Origin of the sequence: Microcoleus sp. AS-A8, from assembly GCA_039962225.1 — a bacterium.
Lineage (GTDB): Bacteria > Cyanobacteriota > Cyanobacteriia > Cyanobacteriales > Coleofasciculaceae > Allocoleopsis.
The window spans coordinates 36,922-58,048 of record JAMPKV010000022.1 but is presented as its reverse complement, the minus strand read 5'-3'; the positions used below and the strand labels follow the sequence as shown (position 1 = coordinate 58,048).

19 protein-coding genes and 1 other RNA gene are annotated in these 21,127 nt (G+C 48.7%); 13 read left to right on the top strand and 7 right to left on the bottom strand.

Annotated features, from left to right (window positions below; all coding sequences use genetic code 11):
* Nucleotides 1–301 precede the first annotated feature (301 nt).
* Entirely contained in the window at nucleotides 302–1,369 is a 1,068-nt protein-coding gene (locus NDI48_25340) for a potassium channel protein (protein MEP0834492.1), read from the top strand.
* On the opposite strand, the gene NDI48_25335 is transcribed toward NDI48_25340, so the two are convergent.
* Nucleotides 1,362–1,901, bottom strand: coding sequence for a methylmalonic aciduria and homocystinuria type D protein (locus NDI48_25335; protein ID MEP0834491.1), 540 nt, complete (start codon nucleotides 1,899–1,901; stop codon nucleotides 1,362–1,364). The genes NDI48_25340 and NDI48_25335 overlap by 8 nt on opposite strands.
* Nucleotides 1,902–2,203: 302 nt before the next feature.
* Here NDI48_25335 and ssrS point away from each other — a divergent pair.
* From ssrS to NDI48_25315, 4 genes are all read left to right on the top strand, one after another.
* A non-coding RNA gene (gene ssrS, locus NDI48_25330) (6S RNA) lies at nucleotides 2,204–2,386 on the top strand.
* Between the two features lie 189 nt (nucleotides 2,387–2,575).
* Nucleotides 2,576–3,862 (top strand): insulinase family protein, encoded by a 1,287-nt coding sequence (locus tag NDI48_25325; GenBank protein ID MEP0834490.1) that lies wholly within the window; start codon nucleotides 2,576–2,578, stop codon nucleotides 3,860–3,862.
* Between the two features lie 100 nt (nucleotides 3,863–3,962).
* Nucleotides 3,963–5,255 carry an insulinase family protein gene (locus NDI48_25320; protein ID MEP0834489.1) on the top strand — a complete coding sequence of 431 codons (1,293 nt, stop codon included), beginning with the start codon at nucleotides 3,963–3,965 and terminating at the stop codon, nucleotides 5,253–5,255.
* Nucleotides 5,256–5,410: 155 nt separating this feature from the next.
* Nucleotides 5,411–6,673 (top strand): transposase, encoded by a 1,263-nt coding sequence (locus tag NDI48_25315; protein ID MEP0834488.1) that lies wholly within the window; start codon nucleotides 5,411–5,413, stop codon nucleotides 6,671–6,673.
* A 209-nt stretch (nucleotides 6,674–6,882) separates the two neighbouring features.
* Here the strand turns inward: NDI48_25315 and NDI48_25310 are convergent, their stop codons facing one another.
* Nucleotides 6,883–7,074, bottom strand: a complete 192-nt coding sequence (locus NDI48_25310; protein ID MEP0834487.1) for a hypothetical protein — start codon at nucleotides 7,072–7,074, stop codon at nucleotides 6,883–6,885.
* On the opposite strand from NDI48_25310, the gene NDI48_25305 reads away from it, so the two are divergent.
* The 5 genes from NDI48_25305 (at nucleotide 7,073) to NDI48_25285 (ending at nucleotide 13,428) form a co-directional block, all read left to right on the top strand.
* A complete protein-coding gene (locus tag NDI48_25305) occupies nucleotides 7,073–7,960 on the top strand; it encodes a peptidoglycan-binding protein (GenBank protein MEP0834486.1) in 888 nt (295 codons plus the stop codon). The genes NDI48_25310 and NDI48_25305 overlap by 2 nt on opposite strands.
* Nucleotides 7,961–8,454: 494 nt before the next feature.
* Entirely contained in the window at nucleotides 8,455–8,757 is a 303-nt protein-coding gene (locus NDI48_25300; protein MEP0834485.1) for a hypothetical protein, read from the top strand.
* Nucleotides 8,758–8,877: 120 nt separating this feature from the next.
* Entirely contained in the window at nucleotides 8,878–9,621 is a 744-nt protein-coding gene (locus NDI48_25295; protein MEP0834484.1) for a hypothetical protein, read from the top strand.
* Nucleotides 9,622–10,187: 566 nt separating this feature from the next.
* Nucleotides 10,188–12,734, top strand: coding sequence for a hypothetical protein (locus NDI48_25290; protein MEP0834483.1), 2,547 nt, complete (start codon nucleotides 10,188–10,190; stop codon nucleotides 12,732–12,734).
* Between the two features lie 202 nt (nucleotides 12,735–12,936).
* Nucleotides 12,937–13,428, top strand: a complete 492-nt coding sequence (locus NDI48_25285; GenBank protein MEP0834482.1) for a BON domain-containing protein — start codon at nucleotides 12,937–12,939, stop codon at nucleotides 13,426–13,428.
* 25 nt (nucleotides 13,429–13,453) lie between these two features.
* Here the strand turns inward: NDI48_25285 and NDI48_25280 are convergent, their stop codons facing one another.
* Nucleotides 13,454–14,524: a mechanosensitive ion channel family protein gene (locus NDI48_25280; GenBank protein MEP0834481.1), complete on the bottom strand. Its 1,071-nt coding sequence runs from the start codon at nucleotides 14,522–14,524 to the stop codon at nucleotides 13,454–13,456.
* Between the two features lie 138 nt (nucleotides 14,525–14,662).
* Complete coding sequence (locus NDI48_25275; protein ID MEP0834480.1) at nucleotides 14,663–15,187, bottom strand: hypothetical protein; 525 nt, start codon at nucleotides 15,185–15,187, stop codon at nucleotides 14,663–14,665.
* Between the two features lie 199 nt (nucleotides 15,188–15,386).
* Between NDI48_25275 and NDI48_25270 the strand changes: the two genes are divergently transcribed.
* The gene (locus NDI48_25270; protein MEP0834479.1) at nucleotides 15,387–16,124 is read left to right on the top strand and encodes a hypothetical protein; all 738 of its coding nucleotides are present in this window, start codon (nucleotides 15,387–15,389) and stop codon (nucleotides 16,122–16,124) included.
* A gap of 93 nt (nucleotides 16,125–16,217) precedes the next feature.
* Here the strand turns inward: NDI48_25270 and NDI48_25265 are convergent, their stop codons facing one another.
* Nucleotides 16,218–16,460 (bottom strand): hypothetical protein, encoded by a 243-nt coding sequence (locus NDI48_25265; GenBank protein MEP0834478.1) that lies wholly within the window; start codon nucleotides 16,458–16,460, stop codon nucleotides 16,218–16,220.
* A gap of 23 nt (nucleotides 16,461–16,483) precedes the next feature.
* Nucleotides 16,484–16,834 (bottom strand): DUF1816 domain-containing protein, encoded by a 351-nt coding sequence (locus NDI48_25260; GenBank protein ID MEP0834477.1) that lies wholly within the window; start codon nucleotides 16,832–16,834, stop codon nucleotides 16,484–16,486.
* A 282-nt stretch (nucleotides 16,835–17,116) separates the two neighbouring features.
* Between NDI48_25260 and NDI48_25255 the strand changes: the two genes are divergently transcribed.
* Nucleotides 17,117–18,616 (top strand): hypothetical protein, encoded by a 1,500-nt coding sequence (locus NDI48_25255; protein ID MEP0834476.1) that lies wholly within the window; start codon nucleotides 17,117–17,119, stop codon nucleotides 18,614–18,616.
* An 8-nt stretch (nucleotides 18,617–18,624) separates the two neighbouring features.
* Here the strand turns inward: NDI48_25255 and NDI48_25250 are convergent, their stop codons facing one another.
* A complete protein-coding gene (locus NDI48_25250; GenBank protein ID MEP0834475.1) occupies nucleotides 18,625–19,578 on the bottom strand; it encodes a tetratricopeptide repeat protein in 954 nt (317 codons plus the stop codon).
* Between the two features lie 364 nt (nucleotides 19,579–19,942).
* On the opposite strand from NDI48_25250, the gene NDI48_25245 reads away from it, so the two are divergent.
* On the top strand, nucleotides 19,943–21,001 hold the full coding sequence (locus NDI48_25245; GenBank protein MEP0834474.1) for a hypothetical protein: 1,059 nt from the start codon (nucleotides 19,943–19,945) through the stop codon (nucleotides 20,999–21,001).
* Nucleotides 21,002–21,127: the final 126 nt, after the last annotated feature.

The following is a 21,127-nucleotide window of genomic DNA, read 5'->3' as shown; positions in this document are numbered from 1 at the left end:
GATTGCCACTACCTTACAGGCTAAGACCGGGAAGGCAGCTAGACTTGCCCTAACACAACGCCTCACTGACCCGTTTGAATCATATGTACTTTATCTTATCCAGGGAAACGCCAAGCTAGAGGTACTTCACCCCTGGGGTTTTGCCAGCAAACCCTGACAAAAGAAATCTCCATTCGGCAATACGATCGGTAAATTTAGGGATACCGATAGCTACGGCTCTCCCTTAATTCCAACAATCCTAGAATCGTGTATTCTTAAAACTTCTTCCCTGATCCATCTCAAAAAAAAGTAACAACAGGCGGTGTATTCAACGCTTGAACAAAAATATCGACGCCTCCGTAACGAGTTAATTGCTGGGGTCATCGCTTTGTTAGGAGTCGCTGGAGTGGGTACATTGTGGTACCACTTTATAGAGGGCTGGTCATGGTCAGATGCGGGGTACATGACTGTGATTACTCTGGCGACGGTTGGCTATGGCGAAACCAATCCTCTAGGCGAACGCGGACGGCTGTTTACGATCGCCCTAATTTTGATGGGGGTGATCACCATTGGTTATATCGTCAATCGATTTACAGAAGCTTTGATTCAGGGTTACTTTCAAGAAGGAATTCGACTGAGGCAACGACGGCGCTTGATCGATACGTTAACTGACCATTACATTCTGTGTGGGTTTGGGCGCACTGGGCGTCAGATTGCGGTGGAATTTAAGACTGAGGGTATCTCCTTTGTCACGATCGATTCTCAGGCCGAGCAGATAGAGGAGGCCCAAGAGTTGGGTTATGTGGCTCTCCAGGGGGATGCCACGTTAGATGACACGCTCTTTAAAGTGGGAATTGAACGAGCCATCTGTTTGGTAGCCGCGCTCCCTTCCGATGCGGAAAATCTCTACACGGTGCTGTCCGCCAAAACCCTCAATCCCAACATTCGGGCGATTGCTCGTGCGAGTACAGAAGAAGCGGTACAAAAGCTACAACGTGCTGGGGCCGATGCGGTCGTTTCTCCCTACATTACAGGTGGCAAGCGGATGGCGGCAGCAGCCCTGAGACCCCAAGTGCTAGATTTTATGGATGGGATTCTCACGGGCAGCGATCGCGCTTTTTATTTGGAAGAGTTTTTGCTCGATCCCAAAACCAGTCCGATGGTAGGGCAAACCCTGCGGGAAGCTCGACTGCGATCGCAATGTGGTGCTTTAGTTCTGGCCATTCGTCGGGTGGATGGCACGCTGATCGCTGGACCTACGGCTGACACTCAGTTATTGCCGGGAGATGTGTTAATTTGCTTGGGAACCGCCGATCAACTGCGTCAACTCAACCGCATCCTCAGTCCCTTGAATTCCCGTCATCTGCGAAAGCCTAAGCTATTTAATTAGCGTTTGCTTCCTGCCAACCCTGCTGCGCTGCAACACGCTTCAGGATCGGCTCGATCACCCGTGGAGGAGCTGAGGTGAGTAAAGTACTCGGATAAACGGCCTTACCCCAAACCGGATGCTCTAAAACACAGCAACGGTTGCGAATCACGGGCAAGCCCAAAAGCGCCTTGACTACAGCCGTATCATCGTGGAGAATTTCTCCTGGGCGTGATAGCAAGGGATACCCAGTCCGAGGGTCAATCAGGTTACTCAAGAATCCGCGATCGCGTAAACTAAACGCTACCTCAAAACCAAAGCGCAAAAACTTCTCCCTTAACCGCTCTTTCTCTTGCTCACTCTCAGGCGTGATGTCCACCAGTTCGCATCGAGCTTGCTGCAAAACAATCACCACCCACAACACGGGTAAATTCCAATCGGGTAAAACGCGCTCTAAATTCTGGACAACGAAGGGACTGGGACGGTGAATAGACATCTGAACTGTCTGTCCCGTTTCTGTAACCAGATAAAGAAAATTGCGGTAAGCGATTGTCAATGGGTGAAGTTTAAGTTGGTTAGGTTCAAGAAGGGGACAATACTTGGGTAATACGGGTAGGCGCTTGTCTCGGTCGTATCGATTTTACAGCGAAAATTGCTGTGAATAATACAGGGCGGACACTCGTGCATTGTAGCCAGAAACTTTTCAGCAATTTTTAGGGATATTCCGAAACGTTTTCTCCTCCACGTCCCTCCTCAACTCTCCCACACCCAACGCGGTTTCTAGCACTTTTCAGGGGTAAGAGCGGCGTGTCTAGTGTGGTCATTCTAGGATAAATAGTTACAATGGATAGGTTACAGGTTCTACTGGAACGTTGGTGACTGCCAATAGTGTTTTTTGATCTTGACTTTATGAAAAAGGGAACCAAGTCGTCTTGTGGCAGTAGACCGAGCATGTACTCGGAAACTTTAAACGAGATACCCACGGTACCCCCCTGGTAATCCAGGTCATAAACTGAGGTAAAACGGCGTTTCGGGGAATCTGTAATCCATCAAACCCTCCTGTCTTAAGAGACTGAGGGTTTTTTTACACGAAGGTATGCTATCCATCGTAGCGATCGCCGATGAAGCTTTCTGTGATTTTGTCCTGGTATCACCACATTTGGACTTCTGCATTGCTCAAGCATTAATATAAACTAATTTAAATTACCGAGATAGCTGAGATTAGAAAAATTGTTAACTGAGCCGCTGATTGCTTCAAAATTTCCTGCTGATGTCTTCAGGCTGGCGAATGGACTGACTGTAATCTATCAGCACCTCCCAGCGACACCCGTTGTGGTGGTCGATGTCTGGGTACGAGCGGGTGCCAGTACGGAACCTGACCAATGGTCTGGGATGGCACACTTCCTAGAACACATGATCTTTAAAGGCAGCGAACGATTCGCGCCTGGTGTGTTCGACATGGTGATTGAAAGTCGTGGGGGTGTCTCTAATGCCGCCACTAGCCACGATTATGCCCACTTTTTTATCACTACAGCGGCTCAGTACTTAAAAGATACCTTACCGCCTCTGGCAGACTTGCTCTTACACCCAGCTATCCCTGAGGATGAATTTGAGCGGGAACGGGATGTGGTCTTAGAAGAAATCCATGCCTGTTACGACAATCCGGATTGGTTGGGATTTCAGGCTTTGAGTGAAAGCGTTTACCAGCGTCATCCCTATGGGCGCTCGGTTCTGGGAACCGAAGAACACCTGATGATGAACTCACCCCATCAGATGCGCTGTTTTCACTCCACCCACTACCAACCCGAAAATATGACGGTGGTGATTGTCGGCGGGGTTGACCAAGAATCGGCGTTGAATTTAATCAACCAGTCGTTTCAAGACTTTCCTACCCCCATGGAGTGCCCGCCATTTGAGGTACAGGCAGAACCTCCCATTACAGGAGTTCGTCGTCAGGAACTTTATTTGCCGCGCCTAGAGCAGGCTCGTTTGTTGATGGCTTGGGTGGGACCGAGTGTAGAACAACTGCGGGATGCTTATGGCTTAGATTTACTGTCTGTACTCCTCGCCGATGGACGGTCTTCTCGCTTGGTGCGAGAATTGCGAGAAGAGCAGCGATTAGTCTTGAGCATTGGCAGTAATTTCTCACTCCAACGGGATTCAAGTTTGTTTACCATTAGTGCCTGCTTAGAGCCACAATATTTGGAACAAGTCGAAGAGCTAATATGCGATCGCCTGTTTCAATTGCAGAAGGAACCCCTTTCACCACGAGAACTCAGCCGCTGCCAGCGCTTGCTCTGTAATGACTATACCTTCTCCACAGAAACAGCCAGTCAGTTAGCGGGTCTCTATGGCTACTACAACACGATTGCCACAGCAAATATTGCCGTAACGTATCCCAATCAGATTCAGACGTTTACGGTATCGGACTTAATGCACTTGGCACAGCAATATCTTTCTCCTCATCACTACGCCGTTACGGTTGTGAAGCCCATGACGGAAGAGGAGATGGGTTGAAAGTTGAAAGTTGAAAGTTGAAAGTTCTAAGCTTCAGATAGGAGTCAGCCTCGTTTTTCATCCTCAACCTTCTCACTTTCAACCCCTGACCAACATCATAATGCCTCAAACTGTAACCTTTTTACCCCAACAACCGCTCATTCATCGCACGGTTCTCGATAACGGCATCGTTGTACTCGCCATCGAAAATTCTGCCGCAGATATTATAGCCACACGCCTGTTTATGCGAGCGGGGAGTCAGTGGGAACCGCGAGAAAAAGCAGGACTATCTCACCTGCTGTCAGCCGTAATTACGAAAGGCACAGAGCAACTCTCAGCCATAGACATTGCCGAACGGATCGAGTCAGTGGGAGCGAATCTCAGTGCAGATACAGCCACCGATTACTTTTTACTCTCCCTAAAAACCGTCTCCAGCGACTGGCCTGAGATGTTACAGTTAGCGGGACAAATGTTGTTACATCCCAGTTTCCCAGAAGAAGAAGTAGAACTGGAGCGGTACCTAGCCATTCAAGATATTCGGTCTCAAAAAGAACAGCCCTTCACCATTGCCTTTGACCAGTTGCGGCAGGCGATGTATCAAGCTCATCCCTACTCACTCTCAATTTTGGGCACAGAAGCCACTGTCTCTGAACTCGGTCGTGCTGACTTGGAACTGTTCCATCAAACTCACTTTCGACCCGACAATATGGTGATTAGCGTCGTGGGTCGTGTGACCCCAGAAGAAGCCGTGGCTCAGGTTGAGCGAGTGTTTGGCGATTGGCAGTCGCCCGAAACGCCCCTACTGACCCAACAGTTACCGTCTCTTACCTCCCAACCGTCGCAAGTCATGACGCCGCAAGAGACACAGCAGTCGATTGTGATGCTGGGCTATCTGGCCTCACCCATGTACCATAGCGACTATACCACGCTGAAATTGCTCAATACTTACCTAGGTAATGGGCTTTCCAGCCGCTTATTTGTTGAGTTGCGGGAGAAGCGAGGTTTAGCTTATGATGTCTCCGCTTTTTATCCTACGCGCAAGTCGGTGTCCACATTCGTCGTCTATATGGGCACAGCACCTGATAATACGGAAACCGCTATCCTCGGATTACGTAAAGAAATAGAACGTCTTTGCTCGACCTTGCTAACTAGTGAGGAACTCCAAGCCGCCAAAAATAAACTCCTTGGTCAGTATGCACTGGGAAAACAAACGAATGCCCAGTTGGCTCAAGTCTATGGTTGGTATGAGACGCTAGGGTTAGGAATTGAGTTTGACACTCAGTTTCAGCAAGATGTGATCAGTGTTACTCCAGAAATCGCTCAAGCTGTTGCGACTCGTTACTTTACGGAACCTTATATATCCCTGGTTGGCCCTGCTGAAGCCATTAACCCCTTGGCAACACCTATGGTTTAACTTTTTCGCCGGAAGCCCCGCGCTGTACCTGAAAGGTCAGCGTCGGGATAGTCATTGCGGGTTGCCTAATTGTACGGAGGCAACCAATAAATGTAGCGGGAAAACAGGTATTTAGCACAAGTATCAAGCCGTGCTAAACTACTACCATTTTGACTATGAACTTCACGTACAGAATTTATCCAGATGCCAGCCAGCAAGCGCAAATGCTTGATTGGCTGGAAAGTTGTCGCAGGGTTTATAACTATGCCCTGCGAGAGCTTAAAGACTGGATGAATAGTCGGAAGTGCATGATTGATAGATGCTCCCTGGAGAAGGAATACATCATCAGTGCAGATGTGCCCTTTCCGGGATACATGGAACAGAAACGTCAACTGCCAGTACTGAAAGAAACATGGACAGGACTCAAAAACGTTCACTCTCAGGTCTTGCAAGACGTAATTAAACGCCTGCATAACACCTGGGAGAATTTCCGTAAGCGAGACTTTGGGTTTCCTAGATTCAAGAAGTACGGACAGTTTAAGTCGTTTCTCTTCCCACAGTTTAAAGAAAGTCCCATAACTGGGAATCAAATTAAACTGCCAAAAATTGGTCTTGTCCCCATCACACTGCATCGCCCCATTCCTGACGGCTTCGCTGTTAAACAAGTGCGCGTGCTGTCCAAGTGCAGGGGAACTCAATGGTATGTCCTTGTAACCATCCAGTCGGATGTCAGTGTTCCCGACGTACCTGTTCATGGTCGTGCTATTGGCATTGACTTGGGATTGGAGCGGTTCATTACCTCTTCTGACGGCAGTTTTGTGGAACGTCCGAAGTTCTTTAAGTCCCTGCAAAGTAGGCTGAAAGTGCTGCAACGCAGAGCCGCAAGGAAACAGAAGCGTTCTAAAAACTGGGAAAAAGCGCAGATTGAAGTAGCCAAGCTCCATCACCACATTGCCAATCGTCGCTCATATTTTCACTGGAAAAATGCCCACAAGCTTTGCGACCAAGCACAGACTATCTTTGCGGAAAATCTCAACACCGTTGGATTGAACAGAGGGATGCTCACAAAGGAGTGCGTTGACGCATCCTTTGGAGCATTCTTGAGTTTGTTGGAGTGGGTTTGTTGGAAGCGTGGGGTGTACTTTGAAAAAGTACACCCCAACGTAACTTCCCAGACCTGTCCTAATTGCCAAGCGGCTGTGTCTAAGACTCTTGGGGATAGAATTCACAGTTGTCCTGAGTGTCAATACCAGACTCATCGCGACCATGCTGCGGCTCAAATGGTGTTAATTCGTGGGCTGGAGAACGTAGTACCCGTGGACGACGGGGAAGGGAAACTGCCTGGTCTTGCCGTACTGTCGGAGGCATTTTGCCTAGATAAGTGGTTATCCAGGAATGCTCAAGAGCGATCAAGAGCAAGCCAGCGCTCTACCCGTTAGGGTGAGCGTCTGGAGAAGTCACATTGCTATTCCTAACCCTCGCGTCGAGAATCTTACAGCAAGTTGAGTTTGGAGTCATCTTGCTCTCTGGTGCAAGAAGGCAGAAGGCAGAAGCAACATTGCTTGTACAGTAAGCCTTATTGCCTTTGTCAACTGGATAGTTATTTCCGCCGCGCTGCACTAGGAGCTTTCTAATTTGAGCGATCGCCTCACAGGGGCAACACCTGCCATCGAATGCCGGAAGGACTGTAGGGCGATCGCCTCCTCTGGCAACACACTCCCGTCAATATGGCACGAGAAACGGATGGCTCTTGACAGGCTTTCACAGATAAGGCACTATGGCTTGCAATTACGTGGGTGAGTGTATGTGTCTTGCGAATTGGTAGAAGGTTGAGTGCCATGATGAGAAGCCTAACGCCAAGTTTCGCTAACCCTGAGAGCGTCCGCCGTCGGATGATTTACGGTAGCGCCCTTGGTTTAATGATGATTGGCTTGGACAATGTCCCTGTTGCAGCCGGTAGTGGCTTAGCGGGTGAGCAAACGATTGCTCAGCTAATTGCTGATACACCCGTTAACCGACCGGTTCTGAGAATGGGTAGCGAGGGAGCAGCCGTCTCTGAACTACAAGCGGCGCTGAAACTTTTGGGTTACTACAGTGATGTTGTGGATGGGATCTATCGAGAAAGTACGGCAAGTGCTGTCTCTGGGTTCCAGCAAGCTGCCGGTTTAACGCCCGATGGCATCACTGGCCCTGCAACTTGGAATCGTCTATTCCCCAGTACGCCTACAGTCGTGAGGACATCACCACTCCCCTCAACGAATCCAGCGCCGCTCAGGGTTTCACCAGCCTCCTCAAATAACCCAGCGCCGGTCAGGGTTTCACCAACCTCTTCAAATAACCCAGCCTCATCTTTCCCGGTTCCTACTATCGTTCAATCCACGAATACCAGCGAGCGCGTTAATAAACCAGCTCCAGAAGAGCCATCAAAACCCCGTCAAACCAACCGCCCCAATCGCAGCCAACCGGCCTCAACTCCTTCGAGTTCTTCCTCTACAGCCAACCCGTCGGCTACTGCGGTTGCTTTTCCCATTCTCCGGCAAGGGATGCAAGGCCCTGCGGTTGTCCAGTTGCAAGAGCGTCTGAAAACTCTGGGATTTCTCAAAGAACCAGTAGATGGGGTTTTTGGACAAGCGACACAAGCGGCTGTTCAAGCGGCTCAACAGAAGTTCAACCTTGCACCAGACGGAGTAGTTGGGCCTACCACTTGGAGAGCGCTGTTGCGCTAGTACAAGAAGGCAGAAGGAAGACCGGAGCTTTAGTGAGGACAGGAGGCAGAAGGAAAGAAAGTTTATACAGTAAGCTTTTTAAGCTTTTTCAACTGGATAGTTATTTCCGCCATGCTGCACTAGTTTTTCCCGTCTTGGAGTATCACAGCTAAAAAACTTGGCTCCGGCTGCTCTAGAGGCAGTAATTTGGTTCGGGGCAACTCATTGAATATCAGATAAATCTGGCTACGGGCACGATAAGATCGGGTTCTTACTATAGGCTGTCTAAATTTCTGGACAGCTATCAAAAAGTAAATCTTTTGATAGAGGTAAGAATCTTTTTTTAGATAGAGCGAGTTCTGTTCTTTAAACGGATATCTTATGTTTACAGGACAAAACAATTCCAATTTTATATTCACTAACGAATTAAAAAATCTGCTTATTAGCAGATTAAGTGAAGCTGGTGTATGTACCGCTCTATCAAAAGATTTCCTTCAGGAACAAAATTTAATCAGATGAACCCCAATAAAACCCAGATACCAGAAAATCACAATAATGGTGCGGGCAGACTGAATAAAACGGCCTACCGTGATGGTTATATTCACGGTCAAGTTGATAAGCATAATATCCAGCAAGATAACCGTATTGTTCGTGAGAATAATAGTGCTGCTGGTGGCTTACTTACGGGCATTACTCTCTCGGCGATCGCATTTTGTCTGGGCGGGGCACTCTTCTTTCTCACCCAGAGCAATCAGCCCGCAAAAACTAATGTAGAAACAGCTCCTGTTCCTGCGACTAATCAGCCTCAAAACCCCTAGGAACTCGTTAAGCCAACCCGAATATAACCTCTGGTTCACAATGCCTTCTCTGAGCAAGAAGAAGGTATTCTGAACGCCAACGCTCCTGTCTTCTTTTGAATATCTCTTTTAGCAAAACCCATGAACAATCAGCACAACCATACCCCAAAAAATTCAAACACCAACATACAGAATGGACGCCATCTAAATACACCTGTAGAAACGGTTAATCCTGACGCTGTTTCCTATGAAGAAGGTTACGTTCATGGTCGCGTTAGCGAACGCAGCTTGGAAAACCAAGAACAGGAAGTTCGTAGTGAACATAGCGCGGCTCGTGGTTTGCTATTAGGTATGGCTCTCACATCTCTAGTCGGCTTGACCGTTGGAGCCATATTCTACCTAAACCAAAGAGAAGAGTCACCCACACCTACACCCGTGCTGGTGCCTGCCCGTCCCGCTCCTCAACAACCCAACCGAGAAACCACGATTATCGAAAGAACCACGGAAAAAATTCAGCCGCCCGCTCCTATCAACCAAGAACCTTCAACCGCTCCTCAGCAAAGCCAGCCAGATATTAGGATTATTGTTCCGAATTCTGGGCAACCATCAGCTCCTGCTCCACAGGACACCACCCCTCAAACAGCACCGAGGCAATCCCAGAGTCAGCCTCTCTCACCGAATCCTCCTTTGAGTCAACCGAACACTTCTAGAGGTACTTCCCCAACGACGCCACCCGACACGACAAATCAAGACTCACCGGCTCCATCCCAAAAACAGATTCCTACGGTTACAACTCCTACAGAACAGCCAGACACGAGCAATGAGACTTCATCTGAACCAACGCAAAATCAGACCCAACCTGATAGTTCTAATTCAGATCAGTAAAAAGCTGAAGTCTCGAAACAGGCGAATCTAAGCGCTAGAGCAACGATTCAATATTAGACTTGTTGAAAAAATTATGAATTCTTCCTCCTAAACCCTCTCTTGAGTAAGGAAAGGGTTTAAGGGGAAACTTTTTGATCTGGCTCATGAGGGATTAACCAGCGATGAGAGTGAGGAAGGTTATTCAATTTTGTCAATAGGTCTATTATTCATTTACTAGAATTTACCGGATAAACCTATTTACGGATAATCTTTATAGATGATTTTAATGCGGCTGGGCTTGCTTGCCTATCTGACCTATGGCTTAAAATGGAATTCAAGAATTGAGTTTGGCTTTAGTTACGAAGGAGTATCTTAACATGTTAAGTAGTATTAAAAAAATAAGAAAATTATCACTAGTCTAAAAGGATTACTTTTTCAACTTCCTACTGATAGAAATCAAGGTTATTTCTAGGGATTGATGACTGTTTTATCTAAAAAATGACTAAATAGAATAGATCAGCACCGAGAAGAAATGCATTTTGGTGTTGTGAATTATAAAAATATTCCCTCTTAGGAGAGAAGACAAAATGGCTTTAAGACAACACAAAAGAGCCGTAGGTGTTTTTTCAAATCGTCACGAAGCAGAAGTAGCACTTAGGGAACTTAGAGACTCTAACTTTGCGATGGATAGAGTTTCTGTAATCACACAAGATGCAGATAAGCAGCATAGTGACATGGCTGGTGCTGATGTCCGTAAGGATGTTCGCGAACGTAGCGAAGGCAACAAAGCTGACGAAGGCGCGACAACAGGTGCGATCGCCGGTGGGACAGTAGGGGGACTCACTGGCTTACTCGTCGGTTTAGGTACCTTGGCGATTCCAGGTATTGGACCGATTATGTTGGCTGGAGCAACGGCAACAGCGATCGCCACCACATTGGCAGGCGGAGCCATTGGAGCCGTTACAGGTGGACTCCTTGGCGCATTGGTCGGTTTAGGGATTCCTGAAGAGCGAGCCAGAGTTTATCAGGATCGCATCTCGCGAGGGCATTATCTCATCCTGGTCGAAGGCACGGATGAAGAGATTAGTCGTGCAGAAGCCATCTTACGCCATCGCGGGATTGAGGAGTGGGGCGTCTATGATCATCCCGATGCCGCTCACGCCCACACAAGTGCTGCCGCTACCACGACTCCCCGCAGTGCTCTAGTTCACAACAAGCGTGCCGTTGGCGTATTTCCGCACCGTCGTGATGCCGAAGCCGCGATTACGGAGTTAAGAAATGCGGGATTCCCCATGCGCCAGGTTTCTCTGGTGGGCAAAAATGCCAATCCCAACGATAATTTTGGAGGCTTAGATGCCGGCAATCGCGCCACAGGCAACCAGGCTGACGAAGGGGCGAAAGCGGGTGCAACGACAGGCGGTATCCTCGGTGGTTTAGGTGGCTTGCTCGTTGGATTAGGTGCCCTAGCCATTCCCGGCATCGGCCCTGTGATTGCTGGAGGTGCGTTAGCGACAGCCCTCGCCACTGCCGCCGCAGGCGGTGCCATTGGTGCGGCTGCGGGGGGTTTAACGGGCGCACTGGTTGGTTTAGGGATTCCTGATGACCGCGCCCGTGGCTATAACGACCGGGTAAACCGGGGTGATTATCTGGTGATGGTGGATGGCACGGAAGATGAAATCCGTCGTGCTGAAGCGATTCTGGGCCGTCACGGAATTCAAGATTGGGAAATTTTTAATGTAGGAGACGATGACCGTTATAGTCACGGCTATAGTAATCCTGACACTCACTCCCATGGAACTCACTCCCAGGGAGCAGCCAGCGGGAGTCGTTATCGGGGAGTAGGCTTGTTTCCCCATCGGCGTGATGCAGAAACCGCGCTTCAGGAATTGAGAAATGCAGGCTTGTCCATGGATCGGGTGTCTGTGGTTGGTAAAAATGCTGACCATCATGACCGCATTGCCGGGGTGGAAATGAGCGATCGCGCCACGGGCAATAAGGCTGACGAAGGTGCCAAAGCCGGTGCGGCGACAGGAGGTATCCTCGGTGGTTTAGGCGGCTTATTGGTTGGCTTGGGTGCTTTAGCGATCCCCGGTATTGGACCTGTGATTGCTGGAGGGGCTTTGGCAACAGCCCTAGCTACTACGGCGGCTGGGGGTGCCATTGGTGCAGCGGCTGGTGGTATCACTGGTGCACTGATTGGTTTGGGCATTCCTGAAGAACGTGCCCGCTTTTACAACGACCGGGTGAACCGGGGTGATTATCTGGTGATGGTGGATGGTACAGAAGACGAACTTCATCGTGTTCAACCCATTTTGAGCCGTCACGGTATTCAGGAGTGGGGCATTTACGATACAGGGGACGTGGAGGCTGGTCGTAGTCATGATACAACCCCAGATCACGATCGCACCCACAGCAGTTCTGTTGCCGCCGGTACCCATCGCCCGGATTCAGGTCGCCGTCATCGTGCCGTGGGCGTATTTTCCCATCGTCGTGATGCCGAAGGCGCGCTGAGGGATTTAAAAGATTCCGGCTTCTCGATGAATCAAATTTCTCTGGTGGGCAAAGATACTCCCGGAGAACCTCACGTTGGCAATGTCGCTGACCGTACCATGACGGATGAAGGCGCGAAAACGGGTGCTGGAACAGGGGCGGCTCTCGGTGGTTTAGGTGGCTTGCTCGTTGGATTAGGTGCCTTAGCAATTCCAGGGATTGGCCCAGTTTTAGCCGGAGGTGCTTTGGCTACTGCCCTAGCGACGACAGCAGCAGGCGGCGCAATTGGTGCGGCAGCGGGTGGTTTAACAGGTGCATTGGTCGGTTTAGGGATTCCCGATGACCAGGCTCATTTCTACAATGACCGCGTAAACCGGGGTGATTATCTAGTGATGGTAGATGGTACGGAAGATGAAATTCGTCGTGCCGATACGATTCTGAGCCGTCACGGTGTTCAGGATTGGAACATTTTTGATGCACCGTCAGGTGAGCGTCATGACTCTCGCACGACTACCAGTCCCACGGCTACCCGTAATGTGATTGAGCCTAACCCTACACCAGGCGTTACTAAAACTCACGGTGAGGTCAAGGTCGTGGACGATCATCCTGAAGTGATCATTATTGACCGCCGAGATCAGACCTGATAGGTTTCTCTCAAAAAGCTTGAGGAGCAGGAGTAATAAAAAGGTGGTTCCTGCTCCCCTCTACACCTCCCATTTAGCCAGATGATTTGGCAACCGGAAGGGACGAAAAGAACACCAATCACGGAAATTTTGCGAAGGGTGTAGGAGTTCTCACCTCTAATACATTTCCATCATTAACCCTTTTAATACAGGAAACATAACAATGAAAAAACTGACAACTTTTCTACTCTCTGGTGTTCTATTGTTTGGTGCAGCAGCTTGCGCCAACGACGCCAAAACAGCGGCAGATGCTCCCAATACAACTGAAGCTAGTCCAAAAGCTCCGGAGGCGGATGCAGCTAAGGATGCCCAGGCGGATGCTCAAAGCGAACTTCGCCGGAAACAGTTGAATTCTGACATCAGAGCGACTGAGGAGCGCAACAATGCACTGAATGACGGGAAAGCTGAAGGCAGAGATGACGAGGCCATTGCCAGCGAAGTTCGCAGCAAGCTAGAAGCTAACCTTCCAGCGAGTGCGCTCATCGTTGATGGTAAAGAGAATGGTCTGGTGATTGTATCCGGAACCGTCCCAACGAAGCAGCAGTTCGACAAGATTGAAACCTTGGCCAAACAAATCAAAGGTGTTAAGACCGTGCAGGTTAAAGCCACCGTTGCTGCCGCTAAACCTGAAGATAGCAACAAAAAAGCGCAATAACATTAAGCTTTAAAGGCTTTATCACTTAAGAATCCCACGACTCTAGCCTTGGCGGAGTTGTGGGATTTTCAAGTTTGGGTTCTTTAAAATTTTTGAAATAAGTAATTCGCGTGGGGAAAGGAATTTCTATCCCTTCTTCTCGATATCGTTTGTGCAAGCGTTTAATAAATTCATGTTTAACGAGACGTTGATCAAAAAATTCCTTGGTTCTTAAGAAAACTGTAAAATTAATACTAAATTCTCCAAATTCTTGATAACGAATAAACGGTTTAAATTCAGGCACACCACCCGGAACATGTTCCATAACCTCTTGAGCCACATTAAGGGTGACTTGTTCGATTTGATCGAGATCGCTTTCATAACTAACACCCACAGGAACTTGAAATACAATTTCTTTGGCGGGTAGATGATAGTTCTTAAAAATCGCTGAGGCCAAATTTTTATTAGGGACAATAATTAAGTTGTTAGGAATTTCCTTAATTGTTGTGTTCCGCCAGGTAATGTCGGTAACATAGCCTTCTTCGCCACTCGTCAATTTGATATAGTCATTCGGTTTAACTTGTTTAGAAATAATTAAGAAGAGGCCAGCATACAAATTAGCCAGGGTATCTTGAAACGCTAAGGCAACGGCTAAGCTACCAATCCCTAAAGTCGCGATAATGGGTGTAATGGGAATTCCTAATGCCTGAAGAATCATCAGGATACCAAACACAAAAACCAGGGTTTTGACCGAATTATTCAGTAAAGAAGATGCAGGTAATCCTCCTTTAGATTTCTGACCGGCTAAGCAGACAAAGTCACCCGCCAACTTTGCCAAAAAGAGAGTAGCGGTATAGAGAAAAACTATCGTGATAATTTTCTGAACAAGGGTCAAAATAGCAGGAGCGAGTGGAACCGTCAGTAAGGCAGCATACAGACCCCCCAAAAAAAACCAAATTAAGGTTTTGCGGTGTAGTGCTTCAAAAATTAATTCATAACCAAAGAAGTTCGTTCTTGCTGCTAATTTTTTAAGTTTTTTGAGGAAAAATTTTTCAAAGATTACTCCAGCCAGTAAGCTGCCTAAAAGTAGGCCGAGGGGGAGAATCCATTGCATCATTGGTAGAAGCGAGAGTTGAGGCTTAAAAAGGTTAAACAAAGGGTTACCAAAGAAATATAGTAAGAGTTCGGCTGTGAAACTCAAAGAGAAAGGACATACCGCAGGCTTTTAGAAAACAGGCGGTTATGGAATTAGCAATTATTCAGGCAACTGACCTTTAAGCTCGTCGAGATTAGCTGGGCTAAGGGTAATTTTGATTTCTAGTTTTTGCTGTTCGTCTCGCAATGTCAGAATATAGTTTTCACCAACATTCGTGCCTTGCCACTGCGGATTTTGGAGAGCCAGTTTTTGATAAATCCGTTCTGGGGTACTGACACGGATGACGAGTTCTTTCTGAGATTGGGGATAGATATAGAGTTGCTCTTGAGACTTGTCCAGTTCTAGCTTACGGGGCGTGGTGCTGCGTTCTTGATTGGTGTCAGGTTTACGCCAGTAGAGGGTAATGCCGCGAATTTGGGGCATTTGTATCTTAAATACTTCATCAAATCGTTGAGGTTCCCAGTCGAGTGCGCTGACATCCTCCATTTGGATTTGGGGAATGAGTCGCTGTCGCCACATAATTTTTTGGTCATGGAGGCTTGCCCACCATTGCTGGATGGTGGCAAAGTTGTTCCCGTTTTCAGGGTTATCGCTGCCTTGTTGCCAGATGATTTTTTGTTGCATGAGGAATTTTTGAGGAGATCAATTGAGTCATTAACCGGAAGCTGTAGAACTGAATTGTCTCGTAATTCACAAATTTTCGCCATCTTAGGGGGATAGATAACGGTTGTAACCCGGTAAATGATGGCTCAATTGTAAGAAATCGTGCTCTTGCAGACCATGGGGTCTAAAATCGGAATGATGGGATGCAAAGGGGCGACAGATGCTCAAGCGGATTTGGCAGTGGCTTAAGGGGTTGTTTCGACGTCTGTTTGGCGGTGGAACCTCATCCCAATCCTCGTCTTACCGAAATCGAATTCATTCATCTTCCTCCGGTTCTCATGAGGGAATCCGGGAGCAACAAGCGCTACCCCCACTCGCAGATTCAGATTACGAGTATCTGTTTCGGCAACTACTCGAAGGCGTGGGGCATGGTTGGGATCAGCAACGGGTTTCGCGCTGGTTTGAGGGACTCCAAGGGCGCATCACCGAAGCGGACTGGGTTGCGTGGCTGCGCCGTTTTGGGGAACGAGTGTTGGCGTCAGCCGCACCCAACGATGAGTTAGCAATGCGACTCGTGCATTTGGCGGATCAAGTGAACTCTATCCCCTCTTTACATGAACTGGGAAATGTTGCCTATCAGATAGGCAGCCAACTGCTAAACAGGAATACCAACGGAGCGATTTGGGAGTATGAGGGGCCAGATGGGTTGATGACACAGCCTTTTCCTGATGTAGCCTCCTTGGAGCCAGAAGGTGAACAAACCGATGAGGATACCTCAGGCACTGAAACCATCACGCTGGATGAGTTGTTAGTTAGGTTGCAACAAGACCCCAACCTCCTGCAAGTTGTTGCTCAACAATTGGGAATCGAAACCAATGAGCCACAAGTGATTATTGAGGAACTCCTAAATCAATTTAGTGCAGCCGCTCAGCCTGCGAACGATGAGGCAGAAGCTTAGTACATATCTTGCAGAAGTTTGTGACCCGCTCTGAGAAAAGTGGGGGTGGGGAAGGGAGAACTCTTTTTTGTCCCCATTACCCATTCCCTAAAATCAATTAGAGTTAAGTCGCTTGGAGATCTGGCTAGCCAGTCCGCTCAAGAGTGCGCCTGCCATCAATAGACCGATCGCGGGAGTAAATACAGGCTCCCACAGGCGATACCACAGATCAAGCCCTAAGGGAACACCAAGCGATCGCCCAACAACGGCGATCGCTAGCCAAAAAAAGCTCAACAAGACCAGAAAAACATCTAGCATTAAAAATTGGTTGAGCCAACGGACGAGTCGGTCTTTCATTCGGTTATTTTCACTGAGAGAACTCACTCTTGTTCGTCATAAATTGTGAGAGTTTCAGGTCGATCTTGCAAGATGGCAACCTCAATTCCCTGCGCTCCCTCCTGTTCGAGGTCTTCTAGGTAGCCGCTTTGATTCTGTTTCGCTTCGCTGGAACTCTCAAATGGCCCAAAAAAGTACGTGCAATGTGGTGTTTCCGTAACAATTTTCACCCACCAAGCCATGCCGTTATCGGTACTCTCGGAGAATTCCTCCGGAGTCGGTGTTGGTAAAGCCACGTTCAAGGAGCTAGTAGCCGTCGTCGTCTGTCGCTTGGGCAGTTGCAGCCACAGGCAAATGAGGGCGAAAAATAAAAAGAAAAAGAAAACTCCGAGCATTTTTATAATCTTGCGTTGTGTCCGTGGACTGAGTCACTCAGCGTCAAGGGTTTTAATGCAAGACAAGTCACTGCTCACAAAATTTTGCACATCGCTTTCCTGTTGTCAAGCCCAATCAGACTACCAAGACAACGTCGGTTCAAGGAGGGGTCAGTGGCAATGATAATGAATTCTAGGAATCTCTCACCACTGACATCCTAATCCTAGAGGCACGCTCCAACTTCGGGGAGCCACAGTACAAGGAGTCGAGTGTTGATGTATAACTCACTCTTGAATTGAATTATGGCTAAATTCTGCCTGAAACTTCATGGTGCCGCCACCTTAGCCTTGCTGACCTTGACCACGGGCTGTTCCCCCTTCTCACAACCTGAGACTCTCCCCCACAAGACCTCCTCATCAACACGTCAGTCCACTACACGCTCCATTGTGTCCCAAGACTCTCCCTCAAACTGCCTCCGCATCGATCCCTTCACCAAGGGAATTGACAAAGCGATGAGGGCGGCGACATTATCACAATCGGCTAAATCTAAACAAGATTGGGATTTAGTCGGATCAAGCTGGGTACAAGCGATCGGGGCAATGCAAGCTGTTTCCCCAGAAAGTCCCAAACGTGCTTTTGCACAGAAAAAAGTCGCTGAGTATCTCGAATACCTGGATATGGCTATCCAAAAAGCATCAACCGCTACTTCCTCACTGCCCTTTACAAGTTTTGATAACCCAATCTTTGACGAGCAACTACTGCTGTATCTCTCCTATATTTCCGCTGTGGGTCAGCCCGATGTGTTGATTGTCGGGAGTTCCCGTGCTTTAGTAGGCATCGATCCTCAGCAGTTGCAGCAAGCATTAGCCGCTCAAGGGAAAGGCAATCTCAAAGTCTTTAACTTTGGCGTCAATGGTGGAACCGCCCAAATTGTTGATTTTCAGTTGCGGCAACTTTTAAAGAGCGAACAACTGCCACGCTTAATTCTCTGGGCGGATGGGGTACGTGCGTTTAACAGTGGGCGACCCGACCGAACCTATAACAGCATGGTGGCATCTGCTGGATATCAGCGCTTGATGGCAGGTGAGCGCCCTACACTGCCTCAAAACGGCTCTGAAACCACTGAAACCTGTGAAGACTTACCAGGGACTTCCCTGTCAAGAATCAGTCCACAGCGGCTCAAGCCGGCAAGCCGCTCAGCGATCGCGGTGGCGACTTCGGGGCCGTGGTGGATGGCCGGAGTACCCTTGGAGGCGACGAGGCATTCCGTCCCCGCCCCAGATGAACAGCTACTCTTAACTGAGCTAGATGAGATCACAGCACCTTCTCGGCTGGCGATGGCTCGAAACATCACAGGCTACAGTAGCTGGGCGATTAAAGCCAATGGTTTCCTCCCCCTGGATATCCGTTTTGAGCCTAGTAGCTATTATCAGAAAAAGCCACGAGTCTCTGGTCGGTACGATGCGGATTATCAGCCCTTCAATTTAGCCGGCCAGCAAGCCACTGCACTCAATTCAGTCAAAGCGATGGCCAAGCAGCAACAGATGCCCTTGGTTTTCGTCAACTTGCCCCTCAATCAAGATTACTTAGATTCAGTGCGCCGACTGCGAGAACAGCAATTTCAGCAGATGATGCAGAAGCAAGCGGGTGATGGATTGGTTTTTATCGACATGGGGAGGGAGTGGCCCAACCGCAACGAGTATTTTTCCGACCCCAGCCATCTGAACCGCTATGGAGCCGCCGCAGTGGCGAACCAGTTGGCGAATAATCCTCAAATTCCTTGGCCTCAACCTCGCTCTTGAAAATCATCCTAGGTTCCAGGAGAATCCGCTGTGGCTTTAGGAGCCGCAGGAGCATTGCCTGGAGAGGCAGGCTGATTGCTAGGAGAGGCAGAAGGCGGACTCGCCGGGGATTGTTTGCCATTGGGTGATTCTTGACCAGGCGAAGCACTCTTGGGTTCTGTCGCCTCTTTGGCTAGTTGAGCGACTTGATCTTTGTACTTCGGTGGTGCTAAGGAAGCAGCGGTTGTAAACAGGGGTTTGGCCTCGGCGACTTTACCCTGTTCCTTGAGAATCAAGGCTTTGGCGAGTGTGGGTCGAAAATCCTGTTTGTTGGTCTTGATCGCTTCATCATAAATGGTGATCGCTTCTGTGTAGCGTTTCTCATTGGCGTAAACCAAACCCAACAATAGCTGCACCGAGATCACATCCACAGTGCCCGGTTTCATATCATTAATCGGCGTTGCTGTTTTGAGGGTATCTTGGAGCAGACCAATAGCGGCTTCTGGGCGCTTTTGTTGGACGTAGAGACCCACCAGACCTTCCAGGGCATCCAAATTCCCCGGCTTCGAGACTAAGGTCGAGCGATAGGTTTGAGCGGCTCCTTCCTTGTCACCGAGCTGCTGCTTTGCCTGAGCCAGTAAGACGGCGTATTCAGATTGGTCAGGATTCAGCTTTGCCATCTGTTCTAGGGGAGGAATAGCCCCTTGAATATCTCCTAGCTTCAGCCGTGTCTCTAGAAGACCCCGCAAGGCGGATGAATTCTGGGGCTCTCGCTGCACCACCAGTTCGTAACCTCTGGCCTGAGCTTCTAGCTCAGCTTGCTTTTGCGCCGGAATGGTCGGCGTCGAAGCGGTGGTGGCTTCCGTTGACGGTGAATTATCCGATAGGACGATGCCCAGCAAAGGAATCATCGAAATACCAACAAAAGCCAGTATCGCCAGCACCAAGACTAGATTTACCCAGGGACTCCGCTTTTGAGACACAACACTTCCTCGAACTCTAATGACATTATTAAACTACTTGAGACCATTGTGAGATTTTCCAGTACCCAAAACCTGAACCATGCCAGAATTAGGGACAGCATTAAGCTAGATTTGATCAGGTGCAAGCTTGTCCGATTAAAGATTCCATAAACTTTGCGGATATACCAGTCTTTCCACTGCATTTTGTACAATGGGCAGACTGATATTTAGCGCCTTCACACTCTCCAGCTTCTTGAAAACCACAAATCTAAGGGCAATGTCCTTAGGCAAGGTATCAAGCCGCTTGATGATGATGAAAAAAACAACGCTTTTGACGTTAGCCCAACTCCCATAAGGGAATGTGTCTCCGCCGCTAGGAGGTTATATGAGTCCTTCTGTGAATCGGTCTTCCGACTCACCCAAGTCTTCTGGTACTCAGTTACCAGAGACATCCAGTGTACCAAGTCAGGCCCCAACAACGCCAACTGGCGATGCTTCAAACGTTACTACCTCAGCTCAAGAAGCTGATTCGACCGGAATCATGTCATCAGACGTCCAGCGACAGCAACCGATTCCCCCGCCCAGTGAACCAATGCAGTACCGAGCTATCGGACTGATTCGGGGACAATATATGCCTTCCGCCGAACAATTGACGCGGGGGACATTACTGGCGGCCGATGGAACATTGATCGATGCAGTGTTACTGGGTCGCGTAATGAGCTTGGTGAAAAATCACTTAAGCTTAGACCAATCTCACCTTTGGGTGGTTTATCCCCGCTCAAGACAAGAGGACGGAAACTTGCACGTCCAAATTGTTGGTGTCTGGGAACCCGAAAAACTGCAAAAAACGCCATCCCCATCCCCTACTTCAGAGGAAGCGCCCGAACAACCAGAAGAACCAGAAGAACCCGAAAAACCCGAAGGAGAGACGCCTCCAGAGCCGTCTGAACCAGAGGTTTCATCTATTGTCCAAAATGGGTATTTTTCCATTCGCGGTGAAGTTATTTACCACTCGCGAGAGGAGGAACAAGTCATTGTAAAAATCAAACAGTCTCCGCGTAAAGAAGCGGACAAGACTAAGTTTTTCAAGTTAAAGCTCAAAGGTCTCCTGGGAGACCGAGTCGTTGGTCGCTTTTGGGATTTACATATCCAGCTAGAGGGTAATACTCTCGGAATTCAAGAGGCCAATGATATTGGTCTGTTGCCGGCGAAGAAGTATCCCAAAAAGAAACCTTTCAACAAAAGGAGACCGGGGACAGGTGGGAAAAAATATGGTTCCAACCAGCGTCCCATGCGTAAAGGTGAACGACCACCTACAGCAACAGGCACGCCGACAGGCACGCCGACAGGCACACCACCCAAACGCCGAGAACCAGTACCTAAACCCGTCAAACGGAATGAAAAGTCGGGAGGAGGGAACACCGCGGGCAATCCTTCTAGCTAAGGATTAGCAAGGGATGATTGGAGACTGGGGACGATTCTTGCCGCTCCCCAGTTGCCCATAACACCCAATTTAGAAATTTTTTAACAAAAAAATCATCAATTTCACTCAAAGCTTTCCACAAACACG

What these genes read in the sequence shown, in the direction of transcription:
- NDI48_25280 (MEP0834481.1), bottom strand. Translation starts at nt 14,524, where the DNA reads ATGATGCAATGGATTCTCCCCCTCGGCCTACTTTTAGGCAGCTTACTG.
- NDI48_25295 (MEP0834484.1), top strand. Translation starts at nt 8,878, where the DNA reads ATGAACAATCAGCACAACCATACCCCAAAAAATTCAAACACCAACATA.
- NDI48_25300 (MEP0834485.1), top strand. Translation starts at nt 8,455, where the DNA reads ATGAACCCCAATAAAACCCAGATACCAGAAAATCACAATAATGGTGCG.
- NDI48_25310 (MEP0834487.1), bottom strand. Translation starts at nt 7,074, where the DNA reads ATGGCACTCAACCTTCTACCAATTCGCAAGACACATACACTCACCCAC.
- NDI48_25275 (MEP0834480.1), bottom strand. Translation starts at nt 15,187, where the DNA reads ATGCAACAAAAAATCATCTGGCAACAAGGCAGCGATAACCCTGAAAAC.
- NDI48_25290 (MEP0834483.1), top strand. Translation starts at nt 10,188, where the DNA reads ATGGCTTTAAGACAACACAAAAGAGCCGTAGGTGTTTTTTCAAATCGT.
- NDI48_25320 (MEP0834489.1), top strand. Translation starts at nt 3,963, where the DNA reads ATGCCTCAAACTGTAACCTTTTTACCCCAACAACCGCTCATTCATCGC.
- NDI48_25245 (MEP0834474.1), top strand. Translation starts at nt 19,943, where the DNA reads ATGAGTCCTTCTGTGAATCGGTCTTCCGACTCACCCAAGTCTTCTGGT.
- NDI48_25255 (MEP0834476.1), top strand. Translation starts at nt 17,117, where the DNA reads ATGGCTAAATTCTGCCTGAAACTTCATGGTGCCGCCACCTTAGCCTTG.
- NDI48_25285 (MEP0834482.1), top strand. Translation starts at nt 12,937, where the DNA reads ATGAAAAAACTGACAACTTTTCTACTCTCTGGTGTTCTATTGTTTGGT.
- NDI48_25270 (MEP0834479.1), top strand. Translation starts at nt 15,387, where the DNA reads ATGCTCAAGCGGATTTGGCAGTGGCTTAAGGGGTTGTTTCGACGTCTG.
- NDI48_25260 (MEP0834477.1), bottom strand. Translation starts at nt 16,834, where the DNA reads ATGCTCGGAGTTTTCTTTTTCTTTTTATTTTTCGCCCTCATTTGCCTG.
- NDI48_25305 (MEP0834486.1), top strand. Translation starts at nt 7,073, where the DNA reads ATGATGAGAAGCCTAACGCCAAGTTTCGCTAACCCTGAGAGCGTCCGC.
- NDI48_25315 (MEP0834488.1), top strand. Translation starts at nt 5,411, where the DNA reads ATGAACTTCACGTACAGAATTTATCCAGATGCCAGCCAGCAAGCGCAA.
- NDI48_25265 (MEP0834478.1), bottom strand. Translation starts at nt 16,460, where the DNA reads ATGAAAGACCGACTCGTCCGTTGGCTCAACCAATTTTTAATGCTAGAT.